General features: G+C 71.2%; 20 protein-coding genes. 11 read left to right on the top strand and 9 right to left on the bottom strand.

Annotated features, from left to right (window positions below):
• Positions 1-24: 24 nt before the first annotated feature.
• On the bottom strand, positions 25-639 hold the full coding sequence (locus FHX52_RS13385; RefSeq protein WP_141822787.1) for a dihydrofolate reductase family protein: 615 nt from the start codon (positions 637-639) through the stop codon (positions 25-27).
• Positions 640-837: 198 nt separating this feature from the next.
• On the opposite strand from FHX52_RS13385, the gene FHX52_RS13380 reads away from it, so the two are divergent.
• On the top strand, positions 838-1218 hold the full coding sequence (locus FHX52_RS13380; RefSeq protein ID WP_141822785.1) for a hypothetical protein: 381 nt from the start codon (positions 838-840) through the stop codon (positions 1216-1218).
• Here FHX52_RS13380 and FHX52_RS13375 read toward each other — a convergent pair.
• Positions 1205-1894 (bottom strand): alpha/beta fold hydrolase, encoded by a 690-nt coding sequence (locus FHX52_RS13375; protein ID WP_141822784.1) that lies wholly within the window; start codon positions 1892-1894, stop codon positions 1205-1207. The genes FHX52_RS13380 and FHX52_RS13375 overlap by 14 nt on opposite strands.
• 8 nt (positions 1895-1902) lie before the next feature.
• Positions 1903-2940 carry an L-threonine 3-dehydrogenase gene (tdh, locus tag FHX52_RS13370; protein WP_141822782.1) on the bottom strand — a complete coding sequence of 346 codons (1038 nt, stop codon included), beginning with the start codon at positions 2938-2940 and terminating at the stop codon, positions 1903-1905.
• 32 nt (positions 2941-2972) lie between these two features.
• On the opposite strand from tdh, the gene FHX52_RS13365 reads away from it, so the two are divergent.
• The 3 genes from FHX52_RS13365 (at position 2973) to FHX52_RS13355 (ending at position 6265) form a co-directional block, all read left to right on the top strand.
• The gene (locus FHX52_RS13365) at positions 2973-3458 is read left to right on the top strand and encodes a Fur family transcriptional regulator (protein WP_246069963.1); all 486 of its coding nucleotides are present in this window, start codon (positions 2973-2975) and stop codon (positions 3456-3458) included.
• A 171-nt stretch (positions 3459-3629) separates the two neighbouring features.
• Entirely contained in the window at positions 3630-4553 is a 924-nt protein-coding gene (locus FHX52_RS13360) for an ABC transporter ATP-binding protein (RefSeq protein WP_141822780.1), read from the top strand.
• The gene (locus FHX52_RS13355; RefSeq protein WP_141822778.1) at positions 4550-6265 is read left to right on the top strand and encodes an ABC transporter permease; all 1716 of its coding nucleotides are present in this window, start codon (positions 4550-4552) and stop codon (positions 6263-6265) included. Before FHX52_RS13360 ends, FHX52_RS13355 begins: the two co-directional genes overlap by 4 nt.
• Here the strand turns inward: FHX52_RS13355 and FHX52_RS13350 are convergent.
• Genes FHX52_RS13350 through FHX52_RS13335 form a run of 4 tightly spaced genes read right to left on the bottom strand, consistent with a single transcriptional unit; the run spans position 6238 to position 11637 of the window.
• Positions 6238-8451 (bottom strand): alpha-galactosidase, encoded by a 2214-nt coding sequence (locus FHX52_RS13350; protein WP_141822776.1) that lies wholly within the window; start codon positions 8449-8451, stop codon positions 6238-6240. The genes FHX52_RS13355 and FHX52_RS13350 overlap by 28 nt on opposite strands.
• 1 nt (position 8452) lies before the next feature.
• Positions 8453-9370 carry a carbohydrate ABC transporter permease gene (locus tag FHX52_RS13345; RefSeq protein WP_141822774.1) on the bottom strand — a complete coding sequence of 306 codons (918 nt, stop codon included), beginning with the start codon at positions 9368-9370 and terminating at the stop codon, positions 8453-8455.
• 2 nt (positions 9371-9372) lie between these two features.
• Positions 9373-10266 (bottom strand): carbohydrate ABC transporter permease, encoded by an 894-nt coding sequence (locus tag FHX52_RS13340; RefSeq protein ID WP_141822772.1) that lies wholly within the window; start codon positions 10264-10266, stop codon positions 9373-9375.
• An 18-nt stretch (positions 10267-10284) separates the two neighbouring features.
• The gene (locus FHX52_RS13335) at positions 10285-11637 is read right to left on the bottom strand and encodes an ABC transporter substrate-binding protein (protein ID WP_141822770.1); all 1353 of its coding nucleotides are present in this window, start codon (positions 11635-11637) and stop codon (positions 10285-10287) included.
• A 416-nt stretch (positions 11638-12053) separates the two neighbouring features.
• On the opposite strand from FHX52_RS13335, the gene FHX52_RS13330 reads away from it, so the two are divergent.
• The 7 genes from FHX52_RS13330 (at position 12054) to FHX52_RS13300 (ending at position 20863) form a co-directional block, all read left to right on the top strand.
• A complete protein-coding gene (locus tag FHX52_RS13330) occupies positions 12054-14045 on the top strand; it encodes a beta-galactosidase (RefSeq protein ID WP_141822768.1) in 1992 nt (663 codons plus the stop codon).
• Between the two features lie 2 nt (positions 14046-14047).
• Positions 14048-14824: a DeoR/GlpR family DNA-binding transcription regulator gene (locus FHX52_RS13325; RefSeq protein ID WP_141822766.1), complete on the top strand. Its 777-nt coding sequence runs from the start codon at positions 14048-14050 to the stop codon at positions 14822-14824.
• Positions 14824-15942 (top strand): galactose-1-phosphate uridylyltransferase, encoded by a 1119-nt coding sequence (gene galT, locus FHX52_RS13320; protein ID WP_141822764.1) that lies wholly within the window; start codon positions 14824-14826, stop codon positions 15940-15942. Before FHX52_RS13325 ends, galT begins: the two co-directional genes overlap by 1 nt.
• Entirely contained in the window at positions 15939-17123 is a 1185-nt protein-coding gene (gene galK, locus FHX52_RS13315; RefSeq protein ID WP_141822762.1) for a galactokinase, read from the top strand. The genes galT and galK overlap by 4 nt, the downstream gene beginning before the upstream one ends.
• 141 nt (positions 17124-17264) lie before the next feature.
• Positions 17265-18587, top strand: coding sequence for an MFS transporter (locus tag FHX52_RS13310; RefSeq protein WP_141822760.1), 1323 nt, complete (start codon positions 17265-17267; stop codon positions 18585-18587).
• A gap of 264 nt (positions 18588-18851) precedes the next feature.
• Entirely contained in the window at positions 18852-20297 is a 1446-nt protein-coding gene (locus FHX52_RS13305; RefSeq protein WP_141822758.1) for a pyridoxal phosphate-dependent decarboxylase family protein, read from the top strand.
• Between the two features lie 44 nt (positions 20298-20341).
• The gene (locus FHX52_RS13300) at positions 20342-20863 is read left to right on the top strand and encodes a hypothetical protein (protein WP_141822756.1); all 522 of its coding nucleotides are present in this window, start codon (positions 20342-20344) and stop codon (positions 20861-20863) included.
• A 96-nt stretch (positions 20864-20959) separates the two neighbouring features.
• Here the strand turns inward: FHX52_RS13300 and FHX52_RS13295 are convergent, their stop codons facing one another.
• Positions 20960-21580, bottom strand: a complete 621-nt coding sequence (locus tag FHX52_RS13295; protein WP_141822755.1) for a superoxide dismutase — start codon at positions 21578-21580, stop codon at positions 20960-20962.
• 144 nt (positions 21581-21724) lie between these two features.
• Positions 21725-22771 (bottom strand): potassium channel family protein, encoded by a 1047-nt coding sequence (locus tag FHX52_RS13290; protein ID WP_221630598.1) that lies wholly within the window; start codon positions 22769-22771, stop codon positions 21725-21727.
• Positions 22772-22801 lie beyond the last annotated feature (30 nt).

The following is a 22801-nucleotide window of genomic DNA, read 5'->3' as shown; positions in this document are numbered from 1 at the left end:
AGCGGGTCAGCGGGGTCAGCGGGGTCAGCGGCGAACGGCATACCTGCTGTAGGTCGTGCCGCCCGCGAACGAGCGCGCCTCGAGCAGCGTGAGGGGCAGGCGTATGCCGTCCTGCAGGGCCGCCGTGCCACCGCCCACGATCACGGGCGAGCGCAGGACGTGCACCTCGTCGACGATGCCGGCCCGGAGCGCCTCCGCCGCGAGCGTGGGGCCGCCGATCGAGACGTCGCGGTCGGCCTCGGCCACGAAGCGGGCGAGCGCCGCCGGGTCGAAGCTGCGTTCGAGCCGCGTGCGCGGGCTCGAGACGGACTCGAGCGAGCGCGAGTGCACGACCTTGTCGGCCGCCTGCCAGATGCCCGCGAAGTCGGCCATCACCGCCGCGTCCTCGGCGCCCTCGGCGCCCTCGGCGTCCTCGCGCCCGTCGTCCTCGTCGCCGCTCGCCGCACTCGTGGGGGCGGTGTCCCAGTAGCGCATCACCTCGTGGAGCCGCCGCCCGCACACGAAGGTGCCGACGCTGCGGGAGAGGTCGTTGACGAACGCGTGCACCTCGCGGTCGGGCGCCGCCCACTCAAAACCACCCGAGGTGTCGGCGACGTAGCCGTCGAGCGAGGTCATCGTGACGAAGAGGAGTCTGGCCATCCCCGATGGTCGCATCTGGCGGCCCGCTGTGACGCGATCGGCACACCGGACCCTCGTTGTCGATGTGCGGTCCGGATGCTGGACCACTAGGGTTGCTGGGGTTTGTGGCGGTTCGTGGACTACCGCCCGGCCCCCGGACGACCACTGCCTCGCACACCCCTCGCGCACCCCTCGCACACCCCTCGGAGGACTGACCCCGTGCACCATCGCTTCGCCCTCACCTGCCTCACGACGGCCACAGTGCTGGCCCTCGGCGCATGTGGAGGTGGCGCACCGGAGGCGTCACCCGAGGCCGCGAAGCACCCCGCCTGGCTTCGCGTCTCCGAGATCGTCTGCCCCTCCGGCGGCGACCGTCAGGGCTCGCTCGGCGAGCACAAGGTGAGCTGCACCGACGAGGCCGGCCACCAGCTCGAGGCGACCTTCTACGACGCCCCCGTCGAGCTCGACCGGCACGTCGCCACCTTCACGTGCGCCACCTCCGTCAAGTCGATCGCCGGCACCGACTGGATGGTGCCGGTCGTGCCCGACGACCGCATCGCGGGTGCCCTGCTCGACTCGGGCGGCATCAACCTCTGCTGAGGTCGCGGCCCCGCTCGGAGTCGAGGAAGCCCGTGGCGAGGTCGGCCAGCTCGCGCGGCGCGTCGGCGTTGAGCACCGACCCTGCCGCCTCGATGACGGCCACCTCGCTGTCGGGCAGCAGCCCGGCGAGCTGCTGCGCCGCAGCGATGCCCGCCTTGTCGCGCCCGCCCGCGACGAGCAGCGTCGGCGCCGTCACCTGACGCAGCGACTCGGTGCCGTCGAAGCCCTTGAGCGCGTCGAGCACCGCGAGCATGCGCGGCCGCGAGACCCCGGCGTCGACGAGCTTGCTCTCGGGCACGAGGCGCATCGCGAGCCGCTGCATCCGCAGGGAGTTCTTCGACGGGCGCACGAGCGGGCTGCCCAGCACGAGACGCCCGACGAGCTCGGGCCGCTCGACCGCGAGGCGCAGCGCCACGCTCGCCCCGACGGAGACACCGAGGAAGTCGGCCGTGCGGATGCCCTGCAGCTCGAGCTCGTCGGCCACGCCGCCGGCCGCCGCCGCGAGGTCGAAGCCGACCGGGTCCTTGGGCTTGAGCCCCCGCATCCAGGGCGCGGTCATCGGGCGGCCGGCCCCGAGGGCGGAGACGACGTCCTGCCAGACGATGGGCGACTGCCCCAGCCCGTGGAGGAGCACGAGCGGACGGGGGCGGGGGCTCGGGTCGGAGGCGGACGGCATACGGGCCCTCAGCTCCAGTCGAGGACGACCTTGCCGCACTGACCCGACTGCGCGGTCGCGAAGGCCTCCTCCCACTGCTCGGCGGGGAAGCGGTGGGTGATGACCTGCGCGACGGCGGCGCGGAAGCGCTCGGAGGTCGCGATCATCTGCGACATCGCGTACCACGTGTCGTACATCTCGCGGCCGTAGATGCCCTTGAGCATGATCATGTGGGTGATGACCTTGCCCCAGTCGAGGTCGTAGCCCCCGTGCGGCAGACCGAGGAGGGCGATGCGGCCGCCGTGGTTCATGTTGGTGATGAGGTCGCTGACCGCGGGGGCGGCTCCCGACATCTCGAGGCCGATGTCGAAGCCCTCCTTCATGCCGAGGTGCGCCTGCGCGTCGGCGAGGCTCTCGCGCGTGACGTTGATCGTCAGGTCGGCACCCGCGTGCTCGGCGAGCGCGAGGCGGTAGTCGCTCGCATCGGTGACGACGACGTAGCGCGCACCTGCATGCCGGGCGATCGCCGCAGCCATGACGCCGATCGGGCCGGCACCGGTGATGACGACGTCCTCGCCGACCATCGGCCACTGCAGCGCCGTGTGCGTCGCGTTGCCGAGCGGGTCGAAGACGGCGCCGAGGTCGGGGTCGAGGTCGGCGGGCTGGACCCACGCGTTGCTCGCCGGGATGACGACGTAGTCGGCGAACGCGCCGTCACGGTTGACGCCGATGCCCTGGGTGCGGATGCAGAGGTGGCGTCGACCGGCGCGGCAGTTGCGGCAGCGCCCGCAGACGATGTGGCCCTCGCCCGAGGCCCGGTCGCCGATCGCGACGCCGGTGACGTCCTCGCCGACCTCGACGATCTCGCCGTAGAACTCGTGGCCGATGACGAGGGGCGGCTTGACCACCGACTGCGCCCACTCGTCCCAGCCGGCGAGGTGCAGGTCGGTGCCGCAGATGCCGGCGCGCAGGACCCTGATCTTGACGTCTGCCGGGCCACAGACGGGCTCGGGTCGGTCGATGAGCTCGAGCCCGGGGCCCGCGGACAGCTTCGTGAGTGCGCGCACGGGGAGAGTCTGCCACCAGCGATACTGGTGGCGTGCCAGAGACGGAAGCCCGGCTCCGATCGGGCGACAGCCCGCGAGTGGTCGGCGCCGTCGCCCGCCTGCGGTCCGCCGGTGAGCGTGCCACCCCGGCGCGGTATGCCGTCCTGCGCGTCCTCGACGCCGCTGACCTGACCGACGAGCACCTCACGGCCGAGCAGATCGGCAGCCGGGTCGCCGAGGCGGAGCCCTCGGTGCACCGTGCCACGGTCTATCGCTCGCTGACCTCGCTCGTCGAGGCGGGGGTCGTGTCGCACGTGCACCTCGGCGGGTCGGCCGCCGTCTATCACCTCACAGACGAGCGGCCTTCTGCTGCAACGGGCGTCGGGCACGCGCACGTGCAGTGCTCCTCCTGCGGCCGCGTCATCGACGTGCCGCACGACACCCTCGAGCCGGTGGCTGCTCGCCTGCGCGACGAGCTCGGCTTCCGTCTCGACACGACCCACGCCGCCCTGCTCGGCACCTGCCGCGACTGCACCTGACCGTCCGAGACCCTCCGCGAGCGTCGGCGAGACCCTCCGCGACCCTTCGCGAGCGCCGGCGAGACGGAGGGGTCGGTCACATCGCGGCGTCGCCGGAGGCCGATCGCGGTTGACTGGAAGGGAGGCGCTGTCGCGCCGGGGCGGCGCCACGCACCGGAGGGGGCGAGCGGCATGGCCGCCATCGAAGTCCAGGGCCTGCGGAAGGTCTATGGAGACGTCGCAGCAGTCGACGGGATCGACCTGACGATCGAGGAGGGTGAGGTCGTCGCCCTGCTCGGGCCCAACGGGGCCGGCAAGACGACGACGGTCGAGATCCTCGAGGGCTACCGGGCACCCGACGGCGGCGCCGTGTCGGTCCTGGGGCACGACCCGCAGACCGGGGGGCGCGCCTTCCGCGAGCGCATCGGCATCGTCCTGCAGGAGGCCGGCTTCGAGGACAGCTTCACCCCGCGCGAGCTGCTCCGCCTCCACGCCGGCTACTACCCGCACCCCCGCGCCGTCGATGAGGTCATCGCCCTGACGGGGCTCGAGGAGAAGGCCGACGCCCGGGTGCGCACCCTCTCCGGTGGCCAGCGCCGCCGCCTCGACCTCGCCCTCGGCATCATCGGCGACCCCGACCTGCTCTTCCTCGACGAGCCGACGACGGGCTTCGACCCCTCGGCGCGCCGGCGGGCCTGGGAGCTCGTCGAGCGCCTGCGCGACCTCGGCGCCACGATCCTGCTGACGACGCACTACCTCGACGAGGCCGAGCACCTCGCCGACCGCGTCGTGGTCATCGACCGCGGGCGGGTCGTCGCCCAGGGCACGCCCGACGAGCTCGCCGCCGCCGCCGGGGGCGCGACGGTCATCTCGTTCCGCCTGCCTGCGGGCCTCACCTCCCTCGACCTGCCCGAGCTGGGCCTCGACCGCCGCATCGCGGGCAGCGTCGTCGAGGTGCGCACCGAGACGCCGACGGCCGATGTCGCGACGCTCGCGGCCTGGGCGCTCGACCGCGGTCTCGAGCTCGAGGCACTGACCCTGGCGCGGCCCAGCCTCGAGGACGTCTACCTCGACCTCGTCGGCGAGCAGGAGCAGGTCGAGATGGTGCCGTCATGACCGCCGTCGCGGCTGCCCCGCACACCAGTCACCACGCACCCGGCGCCGAGGCGGGCATGCTCTGGCGCCAGACCCGCCACGAGCTCGTCACCCTCGTGCGCACGCCGATCACCCTCATCCTCAGCATCGGCCTGCCGCTGCTCTTCTTCGTGCTGCTCTCGGCGCTCATCGGCAACCAGGTCCTCGACGAGACGAACGGGGTCCGCCTCGTGCAGTACCTCGCGCCGGGCATGGCCTCCTTCGGCGTCGTCATGGCGACCTTCTCGTTCCTCGCCGTCGGGCTCGCCGAGGCCCGCGCTACCGGCGTCGTCAAGCGGCAGGCGGGCTCCCCCGCGCCGCGCTGGGTGCTCATCGGCGGCCGGATGGGTGCCGCACTGGTGCTCGGCCTCACGTCCACCGCCCTCGTCATCACCGCGGGCGTGCTCTTCTACGACCTCATCGTGCCGAGCCGGTCGGTCGCGGCCATCGTCGTCACCCTTGTCGTCGCGTCGGCGTGCTTCAGCGCCCTCGGCCTCGCCCTCGCCATGGCGCTGCCGACGATGCAGCTGACCCTCGCCGTGTCGAACGGCGTCGTCATCCCGCTCGCCTTCATCTCGGACATGTTCATGGTCGGCGGGCAGATGCCGCCGTGGCTGGCGACGATCGGCTGGCTCTTCCCCCTCAAGCACCTGACCGCCCTCTTCGCTGACGCCCTCAACCCCTACCTCACCGGCAGCGGCTTCGAGCTGGACCACCTGGCGGTCATCGTGCTGTGGGGACTCGCGGGCGCGATCGTCGCCACCGCCCTGCTGCGCCGCGACCGTGACCGCGACACCTCCCTCGGCTCGGGGGCCGGCGCGGACGCTCACACCCGGGCCAGGTCCGCCGACGCCGTGCCTCGCCGAACCGCCGCACCGTCGCTCGGCGCCCTCCTGCTCGACCAGGTGCGCCACGCCCAGTCGATCCTGTGGCGCGACGCGTCAGCGGTCTTCTTCGCGGTGGCCTTCCCCGTCGTGCTCGTCGCGATCATCCCGGCCGTCAACGGCGGCGGTGACCAGATCATGTCGAACGGCCTGTCGCTCGGCACGTTCTACGCCGCGACGATGGCGGTCTACGGCGCGGCGGTGACGGCCTACGTCAACATGCCGCAGGGCGTCGCCGAGGACCGCGAGCGGGGGGTGCTCAAGCGCACGGGCGGCACACCGCTTCCCGCCAACGCCCTCATCGTCGGCCGGGTCGCGGGGGCCCTCGGCGTCTCCCTCGTCACGGGGCTCGCCATCGCCGTGCTCGCAGGGCTGGCCTACCGACCCGGCTGGCCGTCCGGGATGCCCGCCGCCGTCGTCACGCTCGTCATCGCGACGGTGTGCTTCGCCGTCGTCGGCCTCGCCGTCATGACCTTCGTGCGCTCAGCGCAGGCCGTCGTCGGCGTCACGCTCGGAACGCTGCTCCCGCTCGCGTTCATCTCCGACATCTTCGTCGTCGGAGCGAGCTTCCCACCCGTCGTCGAGGCGATCTCGTGGCTCTTCCCCTTGCGCCACGCGGCACGCGCGATGACCGAGTCGATCGCCCCGGCCAGCAGTGGCCTCGCGTGGGGTCACCTGGCCGTGCTCCTCGCCTGGACCCTGGCCGGGGCGGTCGTCCTCGTCCTGCGCTACCGCCCCGAGGCCAGGGAGTCCGGTCACACCGCCGGCAGACGGAACCTGCCTCAGACCGCCCGGACGTCGAGCAGGTAGCCCTGGGCCGGCCCGATCACCGGCACGGGCAGCCCCACGCCGGTCAGCACCGACCCCGGCACGACGAGACCGTCCTCACCGAGGGCGCGGTCCCACCACGCGGGCGGGGTCAGCTGCACGACGGCCGGCAGCCCCGCCTCGGGGCGCAACCGGACGGCATACGTGCGGCTCGGGTCGAGGCCGGGCAGCGGGACCGCACCGGTGACGGCGTCACGTCCCGTGACGAGACGGGCGACGGTGTATGCCGCCCTGCCGCCGTCGGGCGCGACGGTGCCGGTGACGTGGAGGGTGCCGTCGGGGGTCTCGCTGCGCACGAGGTCACCCGTGTGCAGGAGCGGTCGCAGGTCGCGGGCGAGCGCCGTCCAGGCGGTCAGCTGCTCGAGCTCGGCCGCCGAGCAGCTGCTGATGTCCCACTCGAGACCGGCGTGGCCCTGCAGCGCCATGAGCATGCGGAAGCCGAGGTCGACCGTCCGGTAGGTCGTGTGCGCCGTCGCCGGGCCGATGTGGGTGCCCATGAGCTCCGCCGGCACGAGCAGGCTCGTCCAGCGCTGGATGCTCGCGCGCTCGAGGGCGTCGTTGCAGTCGCTCGTCCAGATGCGGTCGGTGCGGTCGAGCACGCCGAGGTCGACGCGCGCGCCGCCGCTGCTGCACGACTCGATCTCGAGACGCGGGTGCCGGGCCCGGAGGTCGTCGAGCAGGCGATAGAAGGCGAGCGTGTGGGCGTGCACGGCGGGCGCGTCGACGAGCGTGCGACCGTCGGCCGTCGTGACGGTGTGCACGGCCTCGAGCAGGTCGCGGTTGTGGTCCCACTTGATGTAGTCGATGCCGACCTCGGCGACGAGTCCGCCGATGCGCTCGAGCAGCTGCTCGCGGGCGGCGTCGTCGGTGAGGTCGATCAGCTGCTGGGCCCGCCACTCGCGCGGTGAGCCGTCGGCCGGGCGCAGAACCCACTCGGGGTGCTCGCGCACGAGGTCGCTGTCCTCGTTGACCATCTCGGGCTCGAACCACAGCCCGAACTCCAGGCCCAGTCCCTTGACGTGGTCGACGAGCGGGCTGAGCCCCTCGGGCCACACGTCGGGCGAGACGACCCAGTCGCCGAGACCTGCGCGGTCGTGGCGGCGGCCGCCGAACCAGCCGTCGTCGAGGACGAAGCGCTCGACGCCGATGCGAGCCGCGGTGTCGGCCAGCGCCCTGAGGTGGTCGAGGTCGGTCTCGAAGTAGACGGCCTCCCACGTGTTGAGCACGACGGGACGCGGGCGCGACGGGTGGCCGGCACGGGCACGCAGGCTGCGGTGCAGGCGGCGCGAGAGGCCGTCGAGGCCGTCGGTCGAGTGGACGAAGACGACCGTCGGGGCGGCATACGTCTCGCCCGGCGCGAGGCGCACCTCACCCGGGGCGAGCAGCTCGCCGCCGCCGATGACGGCGTGGTGGCGCCCGGCGCCCTCGGGCAGCGCCTCGACGAGGTGCTCGTGGTTGCCGCTCCACGCCGTGTGCACGGCCCAGACCTCGCCGGAGCGCCAGTCGAAGCCGTGGGTGCCGGCCATCATGAGCAGCGTGGCGTCGTGGCCGGTGCGGCCGCGCCGGCTCGCACGCAGGTGCGTGCCCTGGTCGAGGCGACTGCGCTGCGGTGACCGCTCGCGGCACCAGCGGCCGGTGAGGTCGAGCACCTCGTCGGCGCGCAGCGGCAGCGGCAGCACGGCCCGCAGGGCGCTGACGTCGAGAGGCACCGTGTCGGTGCCGACGTTGGTGACCGAGGCGTCGACCCGCAGCACTCCGTGTGCGTCGAGGGAGTGCCGCAGCTCGAGGCGCGTGCCGTCGGGCGAGGTGGCCCGGGTGACGAGGGCCGCGCCTGCGTCGTCGTCGTCGCCCTCGCGCGTGCAGGTGACGTCGTGCCAGCGGACCGCGCCGGCTGCGCCGCCCCGGTGCCCCGACCAGCCGGGCGTGCCCTCCCAGCCGTCCGCCTCGCTGGGCAGCAGCGTGAGCGGCCAGGGCGCGTCGAGCGCGCTGTGCGGCACGGGCGCGAGGGTGGCGGCGCCGAGGGCCTCGTAGGCCGTGGCGCCGCCCTCGAGGGCTGCACCCCAGTGCAGCACCTCGGGGAGGCCGGACCCGCCGGCCCGCGGCTCGAGGACGAGCGCGGTGCCGGCGGCCTGCAGGTGGACGGTCGTGCGGTCGGTTCTGGTGGTCACGTCATCCCTTGGTCGCACCGAGCGTCAGCCCGGCGACGAAGTGTCGTTGGAGCACGAAGAAGATCACGAGGGTCGGTACGGCGATGATGACCGATCCCGCGGCCACGAGGTTGTTGTCGGTGAAGAACTGGCCCCGCAGGTTGTTGATCGAGCTCGTCACGGGGTACTTGTCACCCTGCTGGAGCAGCACGGTGGCCCAGAAGAACTCGTTGTAGATCCACGTCGTCTGCAGCACCGCGAGCGCGGCGAGGGCCGGACGGCAGAGCGGCAGCGTGATCTGGAAGAACTGCCGCGTCACGCTCGCGCCGTCGATGACGGCCGACTCGTAGAGCTCCTTGGGCAGCGCCTTCATGTAGTTGCTGAGGACGAAGGCGCAGAAGCCGGTCTGGAACGCGACGTTGACGAGGATGAGGCCCTGGAAGCTGTTGAGCAGGGTGCCCGACTCGCTGAACCAGAACGGCAGCTCGATCGCCCGGAACATCCGGTAGACCGGGATGAGCAGTGCCTGCGGAGGGAGCAGGTTGGCCGCGAGGAAGAAGCCGAGCAGGGCGATGTTGAAGGTCCACGAGAAGCGGGCGACGACGAAGGCGACGCACGCCGAGAGGAAGAGCGTCAGCAGGACGGCGGGCACCGTGATGATGAGGGAGTTCCAGAAGTGCAGCCCGAAGTCGCCCTGGCTCCAGGCGTTCTTGTAGTTGTCGAGGGTGAAGCCGCCCCACGACATGTAGCCGTTCTGCGCCGTGAAGGCGTAGTCACGGAACGAGTTGACGAGAGCGAGCAGGAGCGGGAAGAGCCAGATCAGCGAGATGATCGTGAGGGCCAGGGGCAGGAGCCAGCGCTTGCCGGAGCGGGCGCCGCCCTCGTGGGGCTTGATCAGGCGCTGCTGGCCCTCGTCGGCACGGTTCGACGTGACGGACATGGTCAGTCCTCCTTCATGGCGATGCGCAGGTAGATGACGACGAGCACGCTGGAGATGAGCAGCATGATCGTTGCGAGCGCCGACCCGAAGCCGATGCGGCTCGCCTCACCCACGACGTTCTGGGTGACGAGGGCCGAGATGAGCTCGAGCCCGTTGCGGCCCTTGTTGATCACCCAGACGATGTCGAAGGCGCGCAGCGACTCGATGAAGGTGACGACGATGACGATGATGTTGATCGGTCGCATCACCGGGAGGATGACCCGGAAGAACGTCGTCGTCTCGCTCGCGCCGTCGATCTTGGCCGCCTCGCGCAGCGAGGGGTCCACGCCCTTGAGGCCGGCCAGGTAGAGCAGCATGATGTAGCCCGCGTGCCGCCAGCTGGCGGCGACCAGGACTGCCCACAGGTTGACGTCCGGGTCGCCGTACCAGTCGGTCGTGCCCCCGGTGATCGCGTTGAGCAGGCCCTGGTCGCGCGAGTAGATGAGCTGCCAGATGAAGCCGATGAGTGCGAGGGAGAGCACGACCGGCAGGTAGATGCTCGTCTGGTAGAACCGCGTGCCGGAGACCCCACGGTCGACGAGCACCGCGAACAGGATCCCCAGGGGCGTGGCGATGAAGAAGAGAACCGCCAGCCAGATGAGGTTGTGCTGGATCGCCGGCCAGAACGGCGGGTAGATCGTCGCGATGTCGATGTAGTTCTGCAGCCCGACCGGCTTGATGCCGGACAGCGGCCCGATCCCGTCCCAGTTGGTGAATGAGAGCAGGACCGTGCCGACCGCCGGAAACCAGACGAGCCAGAGCACCAAGAGGGTCGGCACGATGACCATCAGGGAGACCACGATCTTGTCGCGTTTCGAGAGCTGGTCGATGCCCTTGTACTTGCGCTTGCTCGCCATGGTTGCGCTACTTCCTGGTCAGGAACCGAAGATGCTCTTCTTCTGGGCTTCGATCTTGGTCGTGAGGCCGTCGATGTCGGAGGGGTTCTTGATGAATTCCTGGATGGCCGGGATCATCACCGTCGACGCGAAGTCGGGACGGGTGTCGCGGTCCATGAACTGCGTGATGGACTTCGCCGACTTGACGAACTCGGCCGACTTCTTCTGCAGCGCCGTGTAGCCGCTCGTGTCGGCGTTGCTGTTCGTCGCGATGACGCTCGGGTCGGCCTTGAGCGCGAGGAGCTGGGCCTCGGGCTGCGAGATGTACTGGAGCAGCTTCTTCGCGGCCGCCTCGTTCTTCGGTCGCGCGCTCATCATGTAGCCGTCGATGGGCGCCTCGACCGCGTCGGTGCCGATCGTGGAGTCGATCTCGGGGAAGGCGAAGAAGTCGAGGTCGTCCTGCTCGGCGCCCTTCGCGAACTGCTGGGCGAGGAAGGAGCCGAGGACGTACATGCCCGACTTCTTCTGCTGGAGCGACTGTGCGGCCTCCTGCCACGTGCGGCCGAGCGAGTCGGGCTGGTGCAGGGGAAGGATGCCGGCCCAGGTGTCGAAGACCTTCTTGACCTTGGGGTCGGTCCAGGCCTCCTTGCCCGCCATGAGGCTGACGTGGAAGTCGTAGCCGTTGATGCGCAGGTTGAGCTGGTCGAAGGTGCCCATGGCGGGCCAGCCGTCCTTGTCGCCGAACGCGATCGGGGCGATGCCGTCCTTCTGCATCTTGGCGCCGAGGGTCTTGAGGTCGTCGAGGGTCTTGGGGACCTCGTAGCCCTTGTCGGCGAAGAGGCTCTTGCGGTAGAAGACGGCCCACGGGTAGTTGGTGATCGGGACGAAGTACTGCTTGCCGTCCGCACCGGTGGACGCCTTCTTCATGGCGTCGCCCATGCCGGGCATGTTCTTCCACACGTCGGAGATGTCGCCGACGAGGCCCTTCTCGGCGAAGAACTGCATGCGGTAGCCGGCGAACCACGTGAAGACGTCGTCGGGCGAGCCCTGGAGGTAGTTGTTGATGTTCTCCTGGAAGGAGTTGTGGTCGACGGTGTTGATCTTGACGGTCGTGCCGGGGTTCGCCTTGGCGAAGGCGTCCATGTAGGACTGGACGGCAGCCTTCGGCACCGCGTCGGACTGGTTGGAGCCGACGGTGACGGTGCCGGAGACGGCTCCGGTCGGCACTCCTGCGCCCGAGTCGCTGGAGCTGCCGCAGGAGGCGAGGGTGCCGGCGCCGATGAGGGCGCCGACGCCGAGTGCGCCACGCAGCAGGGTCCGGCGGTCGACGCCGCGGACGGAGGGGGGAACCATGCGGGCCAGGTACTCGGCCTCGCTCGAGGGGCGGGTCATGTGCGGTCTCCTTTGACGCTGTGCCGGGGTGTTGCCGTGGCGACAGTTTCGAACATCCATCACCACAAACGTTCAACAACAAACAGAGGATGTCGGGATACGGAGGCGCTGTCAAGCACTTCTGCCAAACCTGTAGACGACCGCGACCGAACTGAGACCTCGCCGGCCATGGGCCGCGGTATGAGCTGCAAGTTCTTGCAGGGGCGGTCTGTGAGACGTCATCCAGCACAATGGAATCCGTGGTTGAGCAGCGCAGACGCGGATGTGCAGGTGCTCGACGACCGTGGGCGGCAACGGAGGGCTCGACGGGGGCCAGCCGGAGCGGGACGGGACGGCGGACGCCACGATGCGGACGGCATACGCCGGAGTGTTCGAAATTGTTGACATGCGAGCGATCGGACGACACGCTATGTCCCATGCGTTCATGGCCGACGAAGACCCTGGCACTCGGTGGCGACTACAACCCCGAGCAGTGGCCACGCCCTGTCTGGGACGAGGACATCGAGCTGATGCAGCGTGCCAACATCTCGTTCGTCAGCCTCGGGATCTTCTCGTGGAGCTGGCTCGAGCCCGCCAAGGGTGAGTACGAGTTCGAGTGGCTCGACACGATCATGGACAAGCTGCACGCCGGCGGCATCGCGGTCGACCTCGCGACGGCCACCGCGACCCCCCCGCCGTGGCTCTCGGCGGCGCACCCCGAGATCCTGCCCGTCGACGTCGACGGTCACACGCTCTGGCCGGGCAGCCGGCAGGCCTGGTGCCCGACGTCGCCGGTCTTCCGGGAGTACGCCGTCGCCCTCACCCGTCAGCTCGCGACGCGCTACCACGACCACCCCGCCCTCGCGATGTGGCACGTCTCCAACGAGTACGCGTGCCACAACCTGCCCTGCTACTGCGACGAGTGCGCGCGCCACTTCCGCACCTGGCTGCGCAGGCGCTACGAGGGGCTCGACGCGCTCAACGACGCCTGGGGCACGGCCTTCTGGAGCCAGCGCTACACCGACTGGGAGCAGATCCTGCCGCCGCGCCGCTCGACGACCTTCAACAACCCCACTCACGTGCTCGACTACAAGCGCTTCAGCTCCGACGCGCTGCTCGAGCACCTGCGGGCCGAGCGCGCCGTCCTCGACGAGCTGTCGCCCGGGGTGACCGTGACGACGAACTTCATGACGCTCGACCACTTCCGCCACCTCGACTACTCGCAGTGGGCGCCCCTGGTCGACGTCGTCAGCACCGACCACTACATCGTCGACACGCTCGCGCACCCGCGCGCCGAGCTCGCCTACAGCGGCGACCTCACCCGCGGCCTCGCCGGCGGTGCCCCGTGGATGCTCATGGAGCACTCGACGAGCGCGGTCAACTGGCAGCCCACCAACCACGCCAAGGCCCCCGGCCAGACCATCCGCGACGCCCTCGCGCACGTCGCTCGGGGCGCCGACACGATCGGGTGGTTCCAGTGGCGCCAGTCGCGCGCGGGCTCGGAGAAGTTCCACAGCGCCGTCGTGCCGCACGCCGGCGCCGACAGCGCCCGCTTCCGCGAGGTCGAGGAGCTCGGCCGCATCGCGGGTCGCCTCGGTGAGCTCGTCGGCAGCCGGGTGGAGGCTCGCGTCGCGATCCTGCACGACTACCAGGCGATCTGGGCCGCCGAGGGGCCGTGCATGCCGAGCTCCGAGCTCGACGCCCTCGAGGCCGCGCAGGCGATCCATCGCCAGCTCCACGACCGCGGGGTCACCGCCGACGTCGTGCACCCGGGCGCCGACCTCACGGCATACGCCGTCGTCGTCGTGCCCCAGCTCTACCTCGTCACCGACGAGCACGCTGCCGCCGTCGCCGCTGCGGCCGAGGCCGGCGCCCAGGTCGTCGTGACCTACTTCTCCGGCATCAGCGACGAGCACGACCACGTGCGCCTCGGCGGCTATCCCGGCGCCTTCCGCGACCTGCTCGGCGTGCGCGTCGAGGAGTTCTTCCCGCTCGGCCCCGACGAGACCGTGGCGCTCGCCGACGGCACCGGCACGTGGTGGAGCGAGGACGTCACCGCCCTGCCCGGCACCGAGGTCGTGTCGACGTATGCCGTGGGGCCCCTGGCGGGCCGACCCGCGGTCACGCGCCGCGACGTGAGCGGCGGCGCGGCGTGGTATCTCAGCACGCTTCCCGACGACGAGCGTCTCGGCGCCCTGGTCGACGGTGTGCTGTCCGCCGCCGGGGTCGAGCCCACCGTGGCGGCGCTGCCCCGCGGTGTCGAGGCGACCCGACGCAGCGACGGCACCGGCTCATGGCTCTTCCTGCTCAACCACACCGACGCCGAGCAGACCGTGCGCGCCACGGGGCACGACCTCGTCTCCGACGCGGCCGTCGACGGCTCGGTGCGCCTCTCGCCCGGCGGCACAGCCGTTGTCCGGGAGCGCTGAGAATGCTTGCCAGCCAACGTCGCTCAGTCATCCTCGACCTCGTCGAGGAGACCGGTGCCGTCAAGGTCTCCGAGCTCGTCGAGCGGCTCGGCGTCTCCGACATGACGATCCGGCGAGACATCGAGCGGCTCTCGAGCGACGGGCTGCTCGAACGGGTCCACGGTGGCGCCCTCGCCCTCGGCGGGGCGCACAGCAGCGAGGAGCCGGGCTTCTCGGCGAAGTCGCTCCTCCAGCTCAGCCAGAAGCAGGCCATCGCGGAGGCCGCTGCCACCCGGGTCATGCCCGGCAGCGCGATCGGCATCTCCGCCGGCACGACGACCTACGAGCTCGCCCGCGCCGTCAAGGACGTGCCGCAGCTGACCGTCGTCACCAACTCGGTGCCGGTCGCGCAGCTCCTCCACGAATCGGGTGCGCCGGGCCAGACCGTCGTGCTCACCGGTGGGGTGCGCACGCCGTCCGACGCGCTCGTCGGGCCGGTCGCGGTCGCGGCGCTCCGCTCGCTCCACGTCGACCTGCTCTTCCTCGGCGCGCACGGCGTCGACGCCATGACCGGGCTGACGACGCCCAACCTCGTCGAGTCCGAGACCAACCGCGCGCTCGTCGCCTCCGCCCGGCACACGTGCGTGCTCGCCGACTCCTCGAAGTGGGGCACGGTCGGGCTCAGCACCTTCGCCGACCTGTCCGAGGTCGACCTGTTCATCACCGACAACGGCCTGCCCGAGCGGGCCCGGGCCGCCCTCTCCGACGCCGTCGGCTCGCTCGAGATCGTGGAGGTCTGATGCACACCAGGACTGACCGCATCACCCGCCGGCAGCTCGCCGACGGCCGCGAGATCATCTACGTCGACGAGCCGGGGGCTCCCGAGCGCACGGCCGTCGACCCGCGACCCGTCGAGGAGCGCGTGCACGCCGGCGAGATCCGGTGGGACGCCCTCGTCGCCGACTGGGTGGCCGTGGCCTCGCACCGGCAGAACCGCACCTTCATGCCGCCCAAGGACGAGTGCCCGCTCTGCCCCGCCGGCCACGGCTCGGTGCCGTCGGAGATCCCGGAGCGCGACTACCAGGTCGTCGTCTTCGAGAACCGCTTCCCGTCCTACTCCGTGGGGGCGGTGGGGGCCGACGCCCCTGACGCCGCAGGCGTGTTCGGCACCCGACCCGCCTCGGGCCGGTGCGAGGTCGTCTGCTTCACGAGCGACCACGAGGCGTCGTTCAAGGACCTCCCCGTCGAGCGCGTGCGCACCGTCATCGACACCTGGGCCGACCGCACTCGCGAGCTCGGCGCCCGGCCGGAGGTCCAGCAGGTCTTCTGCTTCGAGAACCGCGGCAAGGAGATCGGCGTCACCCTCCCGCACCCGCACGGGCAGATCTACGCCTACCCCTACCTGCCGGCCCGCTCGGCGCAGCTGCTCGACGCCGCGACGCGCCACCACGAGCGCACCGGCCGCCTCCTCGGGGCCGACATCCTCGCTGCCGAGCGCGCCGACGGCTCAAGGGTCGTCATCTCCGGCACGCACTGGACGGCATACGTGCCCTTCGCCGCTCGCTGGCCCGTGGAGGTGCACCTCGCCCCGCACCGTGACGTGCCCGACCTCGACGCGCTCGACGACGCGGAGCGTGACGAGCTCGCCGCCGTCTACCGCGACCTGCTCGGGCGGCTCGACCGCTACTACGTCGACGAGGCCGGCGCGCCCGTGCGGCTGCCCTACATCGCCGCTTGGCAGCAGGCTCCAGCCAAGAAGGGCCGAGACGTGTCACGCCTGCACCTCCAGCTCGTCTCGGTGCTCCGCGGGCCGGGCAAGCTGAAGTTCCTCGCCGGCTCCGAGTCCGGCGTCGGTGGCTGGGTCAACGACGTCGCGCCGGAGCTCGCGGCCGCACGCCTGCGCGAGGTGGCTCTATGAGCGACCGCACCGCGAGCGAGGTCGTCGAGTCGGTGAGCACGGCCTTCGAGCGAGCCTTCGGCAGCGCCCCCGAGGGCGTCTGGTCGGCCCCCGGACGCGTCAACCTCATCGGTGAGCACACCGACTACAACGGTGGTCTCTGCCTGCCGATTGCCTTGCCGCAGAGGACGTTTGCCGCGGTGGCACGCCGTGACGACGACCGCCTGCGCATGGTGTCGGCCCAGCAGAACGGCGTCTCCGAGGTGGCCCTCGACGACATCTCTCCGGAGCAGCCCGGCGGTTGGGGTGCCTATGTCGCGGGCGTCCTGTGGGCGCTGCGGCGTGACGGCCTCGAGGTCGGCGGCCTCGACGTCGTCGTCGACTCGACCGTGCCGTTCGGTGCCGGCCTCTCGAGCTCGGCCGCGCTCGAGTGCGCGGTGGCCGCCGCGGCCAGCGACCTGCACGACCTCGGGCTCCTCGACTCCGCCGAGGGCCGTGCCCGGCTGGCTGCGCGCTGCGTCGAGGCCGAGAACGACATCGCCGGCGCGCCCACCGGCGGCATGGACCAGTCGGCCTCGCTGCTGTGCGACGAGGCCGCCGCACTGCTGCTCGACTGCCGCTCCGGCGCCACCGAGCAGGTGCCCTTCGACCTCGCCGCCACCGGGCACGCCCTGCTCGTCACCGACACCCGGGCCGAGCACGCGCTCAACGACGGGCAGTATGCCGTCCGCCGCGACGCGTGCGAGCGCGCCGCCGCAACCCTGGGGGTCGAGACGCTGCGCGAGATCGCGCCCGCCGACCTGCCCGCGTCGCTCGACCGGCTCGACTCCGACGAGGAGCGGCGCCGGGTGCGTCACGTCGTCACGGAGATCGAGCGCGTCACGCTCGCCGTCGACGCGCTGCGGGCCGGTGACCTCGAGGAGGTCGGACGGCTCTTCGACGCCTCGCACGCCTCCCTGCGTGACGACTACGAGGTGTCCTGCGACGAGCTCGACGTGGCGACCGCCACCGCGCGCGCCCACGGCGCGCTCGGTGCCCGGATGACCGGCGGCGGCTTCGGTGGCTCGTGCATCGCCATCGTGCCGGCCGACCGGGTCAAAGAGGTGGCGGGGGCGGTCGCGGCGGCCTTCGAGGAGCACGGCTACACGCCACCGGTCTCCTTCGCCGTCGTCGCGAGCGCCCCCGCACACCGCGACGCCTGACGCGACTCCCGACCGACCTCGAGGCCCGCAGACGCGTGAGAAAGTGGGCACTCGACTCTCCCTGGTCGAGTGCCCACTTTCCGACGCCCCCAATCCGTCGAGTGCCCACATCCCGACGCTCCGCTGGCTAGGGTGCGACGCATGACCTCGGCGACGTCGCCCGCCACGAGCCCTGCGCTGCCCGCTGCCGTGCGGCGCGGCTACGGGCTCGGGTCGGTCGCGACGGGCGCCTTCGGCACGGTGCCCGGGCTGCTCCTCCTGCCGTATCTCACCGACCGAATCGGCATCACGGCCGCCCTCGCGGGCGTCATCGTCTTCGCCCCCAAGGCCTGGGACGTCGTCCTCAACCCGGTCGCGGGTCGCATCAGCGACCGCTCGGTGCACCCCGACGGCAAGCGGCGACCCTTCCTCATCCGCGCCGGGCTCGCGCTCGCCGCCTGCTTCGCGCTCCTCTTCCTCGGGCCCACGTCGCCGCAGTGGGCGGGAGCTGCGTGGGTGGCCGTGGCCTACCTCGCCTGCGCGACGGCATACAGCTTCTTCCAGGTGCCCTACGTCGCGATGCCCGCCGAGATCACCGACGACTACGACGAGCGCACCCGGCTCATGACGTGGCGGGTCGCGATCCTCGCCTTCGCCATCCTCGTCAGCGGCGGCCTGTCCCCCGTCATCCGCGACGCGTTCGGGCCGGTCTGGGGCTACCGCGCCGTGGGCTTCTTCGTCGCGATGCTCATCGCGCTCGGGGCGTGGGGGGCGTGGCACGGCACGAAGCGGGCGCGGGTCGTGGCGGGCACGGTCACGAGCACCTCGTTTGCCGACCAGCTGCGGCTCATCCGCTCGGACCGGCCGTTCCGGCTGCTGCTCACGACGTTCGTCCTGCAAGCGCTCGCCACCGGGGCGATGCTCGCTGGGGTCGACTACGTGGCCCGCTGGGTGCTGCGCTCCCCCGGCGCGGCCAGCCTCCTCTTCGTCTGCTTCGTCGCGCCCGCGCTCGTCGTCACGCCGCTCTGGCAGCGCTACGGCACGGCCCGCGACAAGAAGCGCGGCTACCTCCTCGCGTCACTCCTGCTCGGTGGGGGCGCGCTCGCCCTCGTGCTGTCCCAGTCGATGCCGGCGGGTGTCGTCTATGCCTGCGTGGCCGTCGTCGGGGTGGGCTACGCCGGCGCGCAGATGTTCCCGATGGCGATGCTCCCCGACGTGGCGAGCCGCACGGGCGAGGCGCAGTCGCGCGTCGGGCTCTACACGGGCGTCTGGACCGCCGGCGAGACGCTGGGCCTCGCTCTCGGGCCGGCGGTGTATGCCGCCGTGCTCGCTCTCGGCGGCTATGTGTCCTCCACGGGGTCGACCGTCGTCCAGCCCGACTCGGCCGTGACGGCGATCGCGCTCGGCTTCTCGCTCGTGCCCGCCGTCCTCGTCGCCGTCTCCCTCCTGGCGCTGCGCGGCTACCGCCTCGAGAAGACCCCATGACCACCAGCACCGCACCCACCAACACCCGAATCGAGGTGATGCCGGGATCCACCTGCCTGCCGCGATCACCTCGAACCGCAGCACCCCACCCCCGATTCGAGGTGATGCCGGGACCCACGTGGCTGCCGCGATCACCTCGAACCGCAGCGCACAACCCTCAGCGTCCCCACCCTCCGCACCCCATACACCCCCGAATCGAGGTGACGCCGGGACCCACGTCCCTGCCGCGATCACCTCGAATCGCACTGCGTCGAAAGGTCGACCATGGGCACTGACCTGAGCCTCTCCGCCGACGAGATCCGGAGCCGGCTCGAGGCGCTGCGGAGCCGTGACCTGCCCACCCACGGCGGCCGCACCCTCGCCTACGTGTACGACTCGGGCCTTGCGACGGCCGATGCGATCGGCCGAGAGGTGCTCGCGTCGTTCTCGTCGACCAACGGACTCGACCCCACCGCGTTCCCGTCGCTCCTCGCGATGGAGAACGACCTCGTCGGCATCGCGGGCCGACTCGTCGACGCCCCAGACGGATTCGCCGGTGTCGTCACGTCCGGGGGCACCGAGTCGATCCTGCTCGCAGTCCTCGCTGCGCGCGACGGGCGACCCGATGTCACGGCGCCACGGATGGTCCTGCCGACGACAGCACACGCCGCCTTCCACAAGGCCGCTCACTGGCTGGGTGTCGAGCCCGTCTTCGTCGACGTCGACCCCGTCACGAAACGGGCAGTCCCGGAGGCGATGGCCGCGGCCATCGACGACCGCACGGTTCTCGTCGTGGCCTCCGCGCCGTCCTATGCCCACGGGGTGATCGACCCGGTCGAGCCCATCGCGGCCGCTGCCGCTGCGGCCGGGGTCCGGTGCCACGTCGACGCCTGCATCGGCGGCTGGGTCCTCCCACACCTGCGCGGCTCCGAGCCCGACCAGCTGCCGTGGACCTTCGCGGTCGACGGGGTCACGAGCCTCTCGCTCGACCTGCACAAGTACGCCTACACCCCCAAGGGAGTCTCGATCCTGCTCCACGGGTCGGCCGCCCAACGGCGTCCGCACCTCTTCGCCTCCGCGCGCTGGCCGGGCTACACGATGCTCAACACCACGGCGCAGTCGACGAAGTCCGGTGGACCGCTCGCCGCGGCGTGGGCGGTCGTCCACCACATCGGCGGTGATCGCTACGCCGAGCTCGCCCGCACGGCGCGCGAGGCCACGCTCGCCCTCGGGGCAGTGGCGGACGGCATACCTGGGTTGTCCCTTGCGGCGCAGCCGGATTCGACGCTGCTCGCGCTCACGACCGACGAGACGTGCGACGTCTTCACCATCTCGGACGAGATGCTCGTACGCGGGTGGTACGTCCAGCCGCAGATGCGCTTCCGGGATCTCCCCGCCACAGTGCACCTGACCTTCAGCGCGGCGACGGCGGCAGCCTCCGACCAGATCGCCCGTGACCTTGCCGACGCGACGGCAGCCGCGCGCGAGGCCGGGCCGGCCCAGGTGCCCGCCGATCTCGTCGCGATGGCCTCGGGCATCGACCCCGCGACACTTGACGAGGCAACCCTCACCGGCCTGCTCGCTGTCGCCGGCCTCGCGGGCGACGGCGGAGAGCTCGTGCTGCCCGAGCGGATGGCACCGCTCAACGCGATGCTCGACGCCCTGGCGCCCGAGCTGCGCGAAGTGCTCCTCCTCGGTGTGGTCGACCGGCTCGTACGCCCCACCGGCTGAGCGGATCCCCTAGGGTCACGCGGGTGAAGCACACTCAGGGGGCCATGAGGTACGCGCTGGGGCTCGCCGCCGCTGTCATGGCGCTGGCGGGATGCACGTCGTCACCGGGCAGCTCCAACTCGAGCGCCGCCGCCACCAGCACAACCCCCGCCGCCAACCCGGCGAGCGACCCGGCCGTGACGGCAACGGTGCTCACGTGCGGGACGGCACCGAAGGCACTCGTCGACCAGGCGAGCCAGTCGATCGCGGCCCACCCCGGCGCGGTCACCGCCACGGCCTACGTCTTCGCCGCCACGACCGACACTGGTGACTGGTACGTCCTCGGGCTCGACCGTGACTACGTCCACGACGACGGGAGCCCAGCCGGAGGCGCCTCGCGGTCGCTGGCGCTGACCAACCTCAGCCGGCCGGGCACCAACGGCGTGGCGATGATCCCTTTGACCGTCGGCCTCTCAGAGCGCACGCCGATCTCGTGGAACCGGGTCTCGTGGACGGGCGACACGCTGGCGGCCGGACAGCGGGCGGCGAAGCGCGCGGTCGAGTGCCTCGAGACCGCGCCGGGCTGAGCGAAGCGAGCAGGCCCGAGGGCGGGCGTGACGAGGGCATGACGAAGGGCGGGCACCTCACGGGGCCCGCCCTTGTCATGTCTCTCGTGGAGAGGGTCAGGCCGGGAGGATGAGTCCCTTGGTGGCCTTGGCGCGCTCGAGACGAGCGGCGACGTCCTCCCAGTTGACGACGTTCCACCAGGCCTTGACGTAGTCGGCCTTGACGTTCTCGTACTGCAGGTAGAAGGCGTGCTCCCACATGTCGAGCTGGAGCAGCGGGATCTGACCGACGGGGATGTTGCCCTGCTGGTCGAACAGCTGCATGATGTGCGGCCGCTCGGCGATGGTGTCCCACGCGAGGATCGACCAGCCGGAGCCCTGGATCGCGTTGGCGTTGGCGTTGAAGTGCGCCTGGAACTTCTCGAAGCCACCGAAGTACTCGGTGATCGCCGCAGCCACCTCACCCTCGGGCTGGCCACCGCCGTCAGGGCTCATGTTCTTCCAGAAGACGGAGTGGTTCGTGTGACCGCCGAGGTGGAAGGCGAGGTTCTTCTCCACGCCGTTGAGGGCGGCGTAGTCGCCCGACTCGCGCAGCTCCTCCAGCTTGGTCACTGCAGCGTTGGCACCGTCGACATAGGCCTTGTGGTGCTTGCTGTGGTGCAGCTCCATGATGCGAGCGCTGATGTGCGGCTCGAGGGCGGCGTAGTCGTAGTCGAGCTCGGGAAGCGTGTAAGCCACTTGTCGTTCCTTTCGTGGAGACCATCCGGCTCCGACCACTCTATGCCGGTGCGGAAGACCTCCGGCAGGGGTGTCCTGACGGACCGGGCGCAGGTGAGTCCTACCCTGCGCCGCCGCCGGCGAACCGGAGGTATGCCGTCCGGCTCACAACCCGACGAGGGCCATCAGTGACCCGATCTGTGCGGGGTCGCCCAGGGCGATGACCGTCATCCCCGTCGTCACGACCGTCTCCGGGGGTGGGTTCGCCACGAACTGGCCCCGGTCGCGCATCCGCAGGCCGAGCACCTGAGCCCCTGAACGGCCCAGCAGGTCCAGCTCGCGCAGGGTGCGGCCCGACGCGGGTGAGTCCTCGGGGATCCGGATCTGGTCGATCCGGTAGTCGATGTCCTCGTCGTGCATCACGACGTCGAGGAACTCCGCCACGTCTCCGTGCAGGGCGAACGACGCCATGCGGCGCCCTCCGATCAGCTGCGGGTTGACGGCCCGCGTGGCTCCGGCGAGAACCATCTTCTCCTTGGCGTCGACCGTCCGCGCTCTCGAGATGATCACGAGGTCAGGTCTCAGGGCACGGGCAGAGAGGGTGACGTAGACGGTGTCGGTGTCGGTGTCGAGGGCGATGATCAGGGCCCCCGCCCGGTCGATGCCGGCCGCACGCAGGGTGGCGTCATCGAGCGCATCACCGAGCAGGTGCGAGGTCGTGAGCGCGCCGAGGCGCTTCTCGTCGCTGTCGATGACCACCACCTCGTTGCCCGTTGCCAGCAGGTGGGCCGTGGCGGCACGCCCCACGCGGCCGTAGCCGCAGATGATGACGTGTCCGCTCAGGGCTGCGATTCGACGGTCCATGCGACGCCTCTCGACATGCTCGCGAAGGTGACCCTCGATGAGGGCCTCGACGATGACTCCCAGGTTGTAGAGCACGGTCCCGACGCCGAGGAGGATGAGCGCCATCGTGAAGACCTGACCAGCGGCCGTCAGCGGACGGACCTCACGGAAGCCGACCGTGGCGACCGTCGTGATGGTCTGGTACATCGCCTCGAGCGGGGTGAACCCGAGCACGAGGTAGCCGATGACGCCGAAGAGCGTGACCGCGACGAGGGCCAGCACCGCCAGGGTGATCCGGTGGACCGCGCTGCGGCCGCTGTCGACCCCGACGAGGAGCGCCCGACGCCGACTGCTCTTGCTCGTCAGCACGACTCACCACGCCGCATGGACGTCATCCTG

Source organism: Humibacillus xanthopallidus, assembly GCF_006717145.1.
Classification (GTDB): Bacteria; Actinomycetota; Actinomycetes; order Actinomycetales; family Dermatophilaceae; genus Humibacillus; species Humibacillus xanthopallidus.
This window is presented reverse-complemented; position numbering and strand designations above follow the sequence as displayed.

What these genes read in the sequence shown, in the direction of transcription:
- FHX52_RS13385 (WP_141822787.1), bottom strand. Translation starts at nt 639, where the DNA reads ATGGCCAGACTCCTCTTCGTCACGATGACCTCGCTCGACGGCTACGTC.
- FHX52_RS13375 (WP_141822784.1), bottom strand. Translation starts at nt 1,894, where the DNA reads ATGCCGTCCGCCTCCGACCCGAGCCCCCGCCCCCGTCCGCTCGTGCTC.
- FHX52_RS13360 (WP_141822780.1), top strand. Translation starts at nt 3,630, where the DNA reads ATGGCCGCCATCGAAGTCCAGGGCCTGCGGAAGGTCTATGGAGACGTC.
- FHX52_RS13355 (WP_141822778.1), top strand. Translation starts at nt 4,550, where the DNA reads ATGACCGCCGTCGCGGCTGCCCCGCACACCAGTCACCACGCACCCGGC.
- FHX52_RS13345 (WP_141822774.1), bottom strand. Translation starts at nt 9,370, where the DNA reads ATGTCCGTCACGTCGAACCGTGCCGACGAGGGCCAGCAGCGCCTGATC.
- FHX52_RS13340 (WP_141822772.1), bottom strand. Translation starts at nt 10,266, where the DNA reads ATGGCGAGCAAGCGCAAGTACAAGGGCATCGACCAGCTCTCGAAACGC.
- FHX52_RS13335 (WP_141822770.1), bottom strand. Translation starts at nt 11,637, where the DNA reads ATGACCCGCCCCTCGAGCGAGGCCGAGTACCTGGCCCGCATGGTTCCC.
- FHX52_RS13330 (WP_141822768.1), top strand. Translation starts at nt 12,054, where the DNA reads ATGCGTTCATGGCCGACGAAGACCCTGGCACTCGGTGGCGACTACAAC.
- FHX52_RS13325 (WP_141822766.1), top strand. Translation starts at nt 14,048, where the DNA reads ATGCTTGCCAGCCAACGTCGCTCAGTCATCCTCGACCTCGTCGAGGAG.
- galT (WP_141822764.1), top strand. Translation starts at nt 14,824, where the DNA reads ATGCACACCAGGACTGACCGCATCACCCGCCGGCAGCTCGCCGACGGC.
- galK (WP_141822762.1), top strand. Translation starts at nt 15,939, where the DNA reads ATGAGCGACCGCACCGCGAGCGAGGTCGTCGAGTCGGTGAGCACGGCC.
- FHX52_RS13310 (WP_141822760.1), top strand. Translation starts at nt 17,265, where the DNA reads ATGACCTCGGCGACGTCGCCCGCCACGAGCCCTGCGCTGCCCGCTGCC.
- FHX52_RS13305 (WP_141822758.1), top strand. Translation starts at nt 18,852, where the DNA reads ATGGGCACTGACCTGAGCCTCTCCGCCGACGAGATCCGGAGCCGGCTC.
- FHX52_RS13300 (WP_141822756.1), top strand. Translation starts at nt 20,342, where the DNA reads ATGAGGTACGCGCTGGGGCTCGCCGCCGCTGTCATGGCGCTGGCGGGA.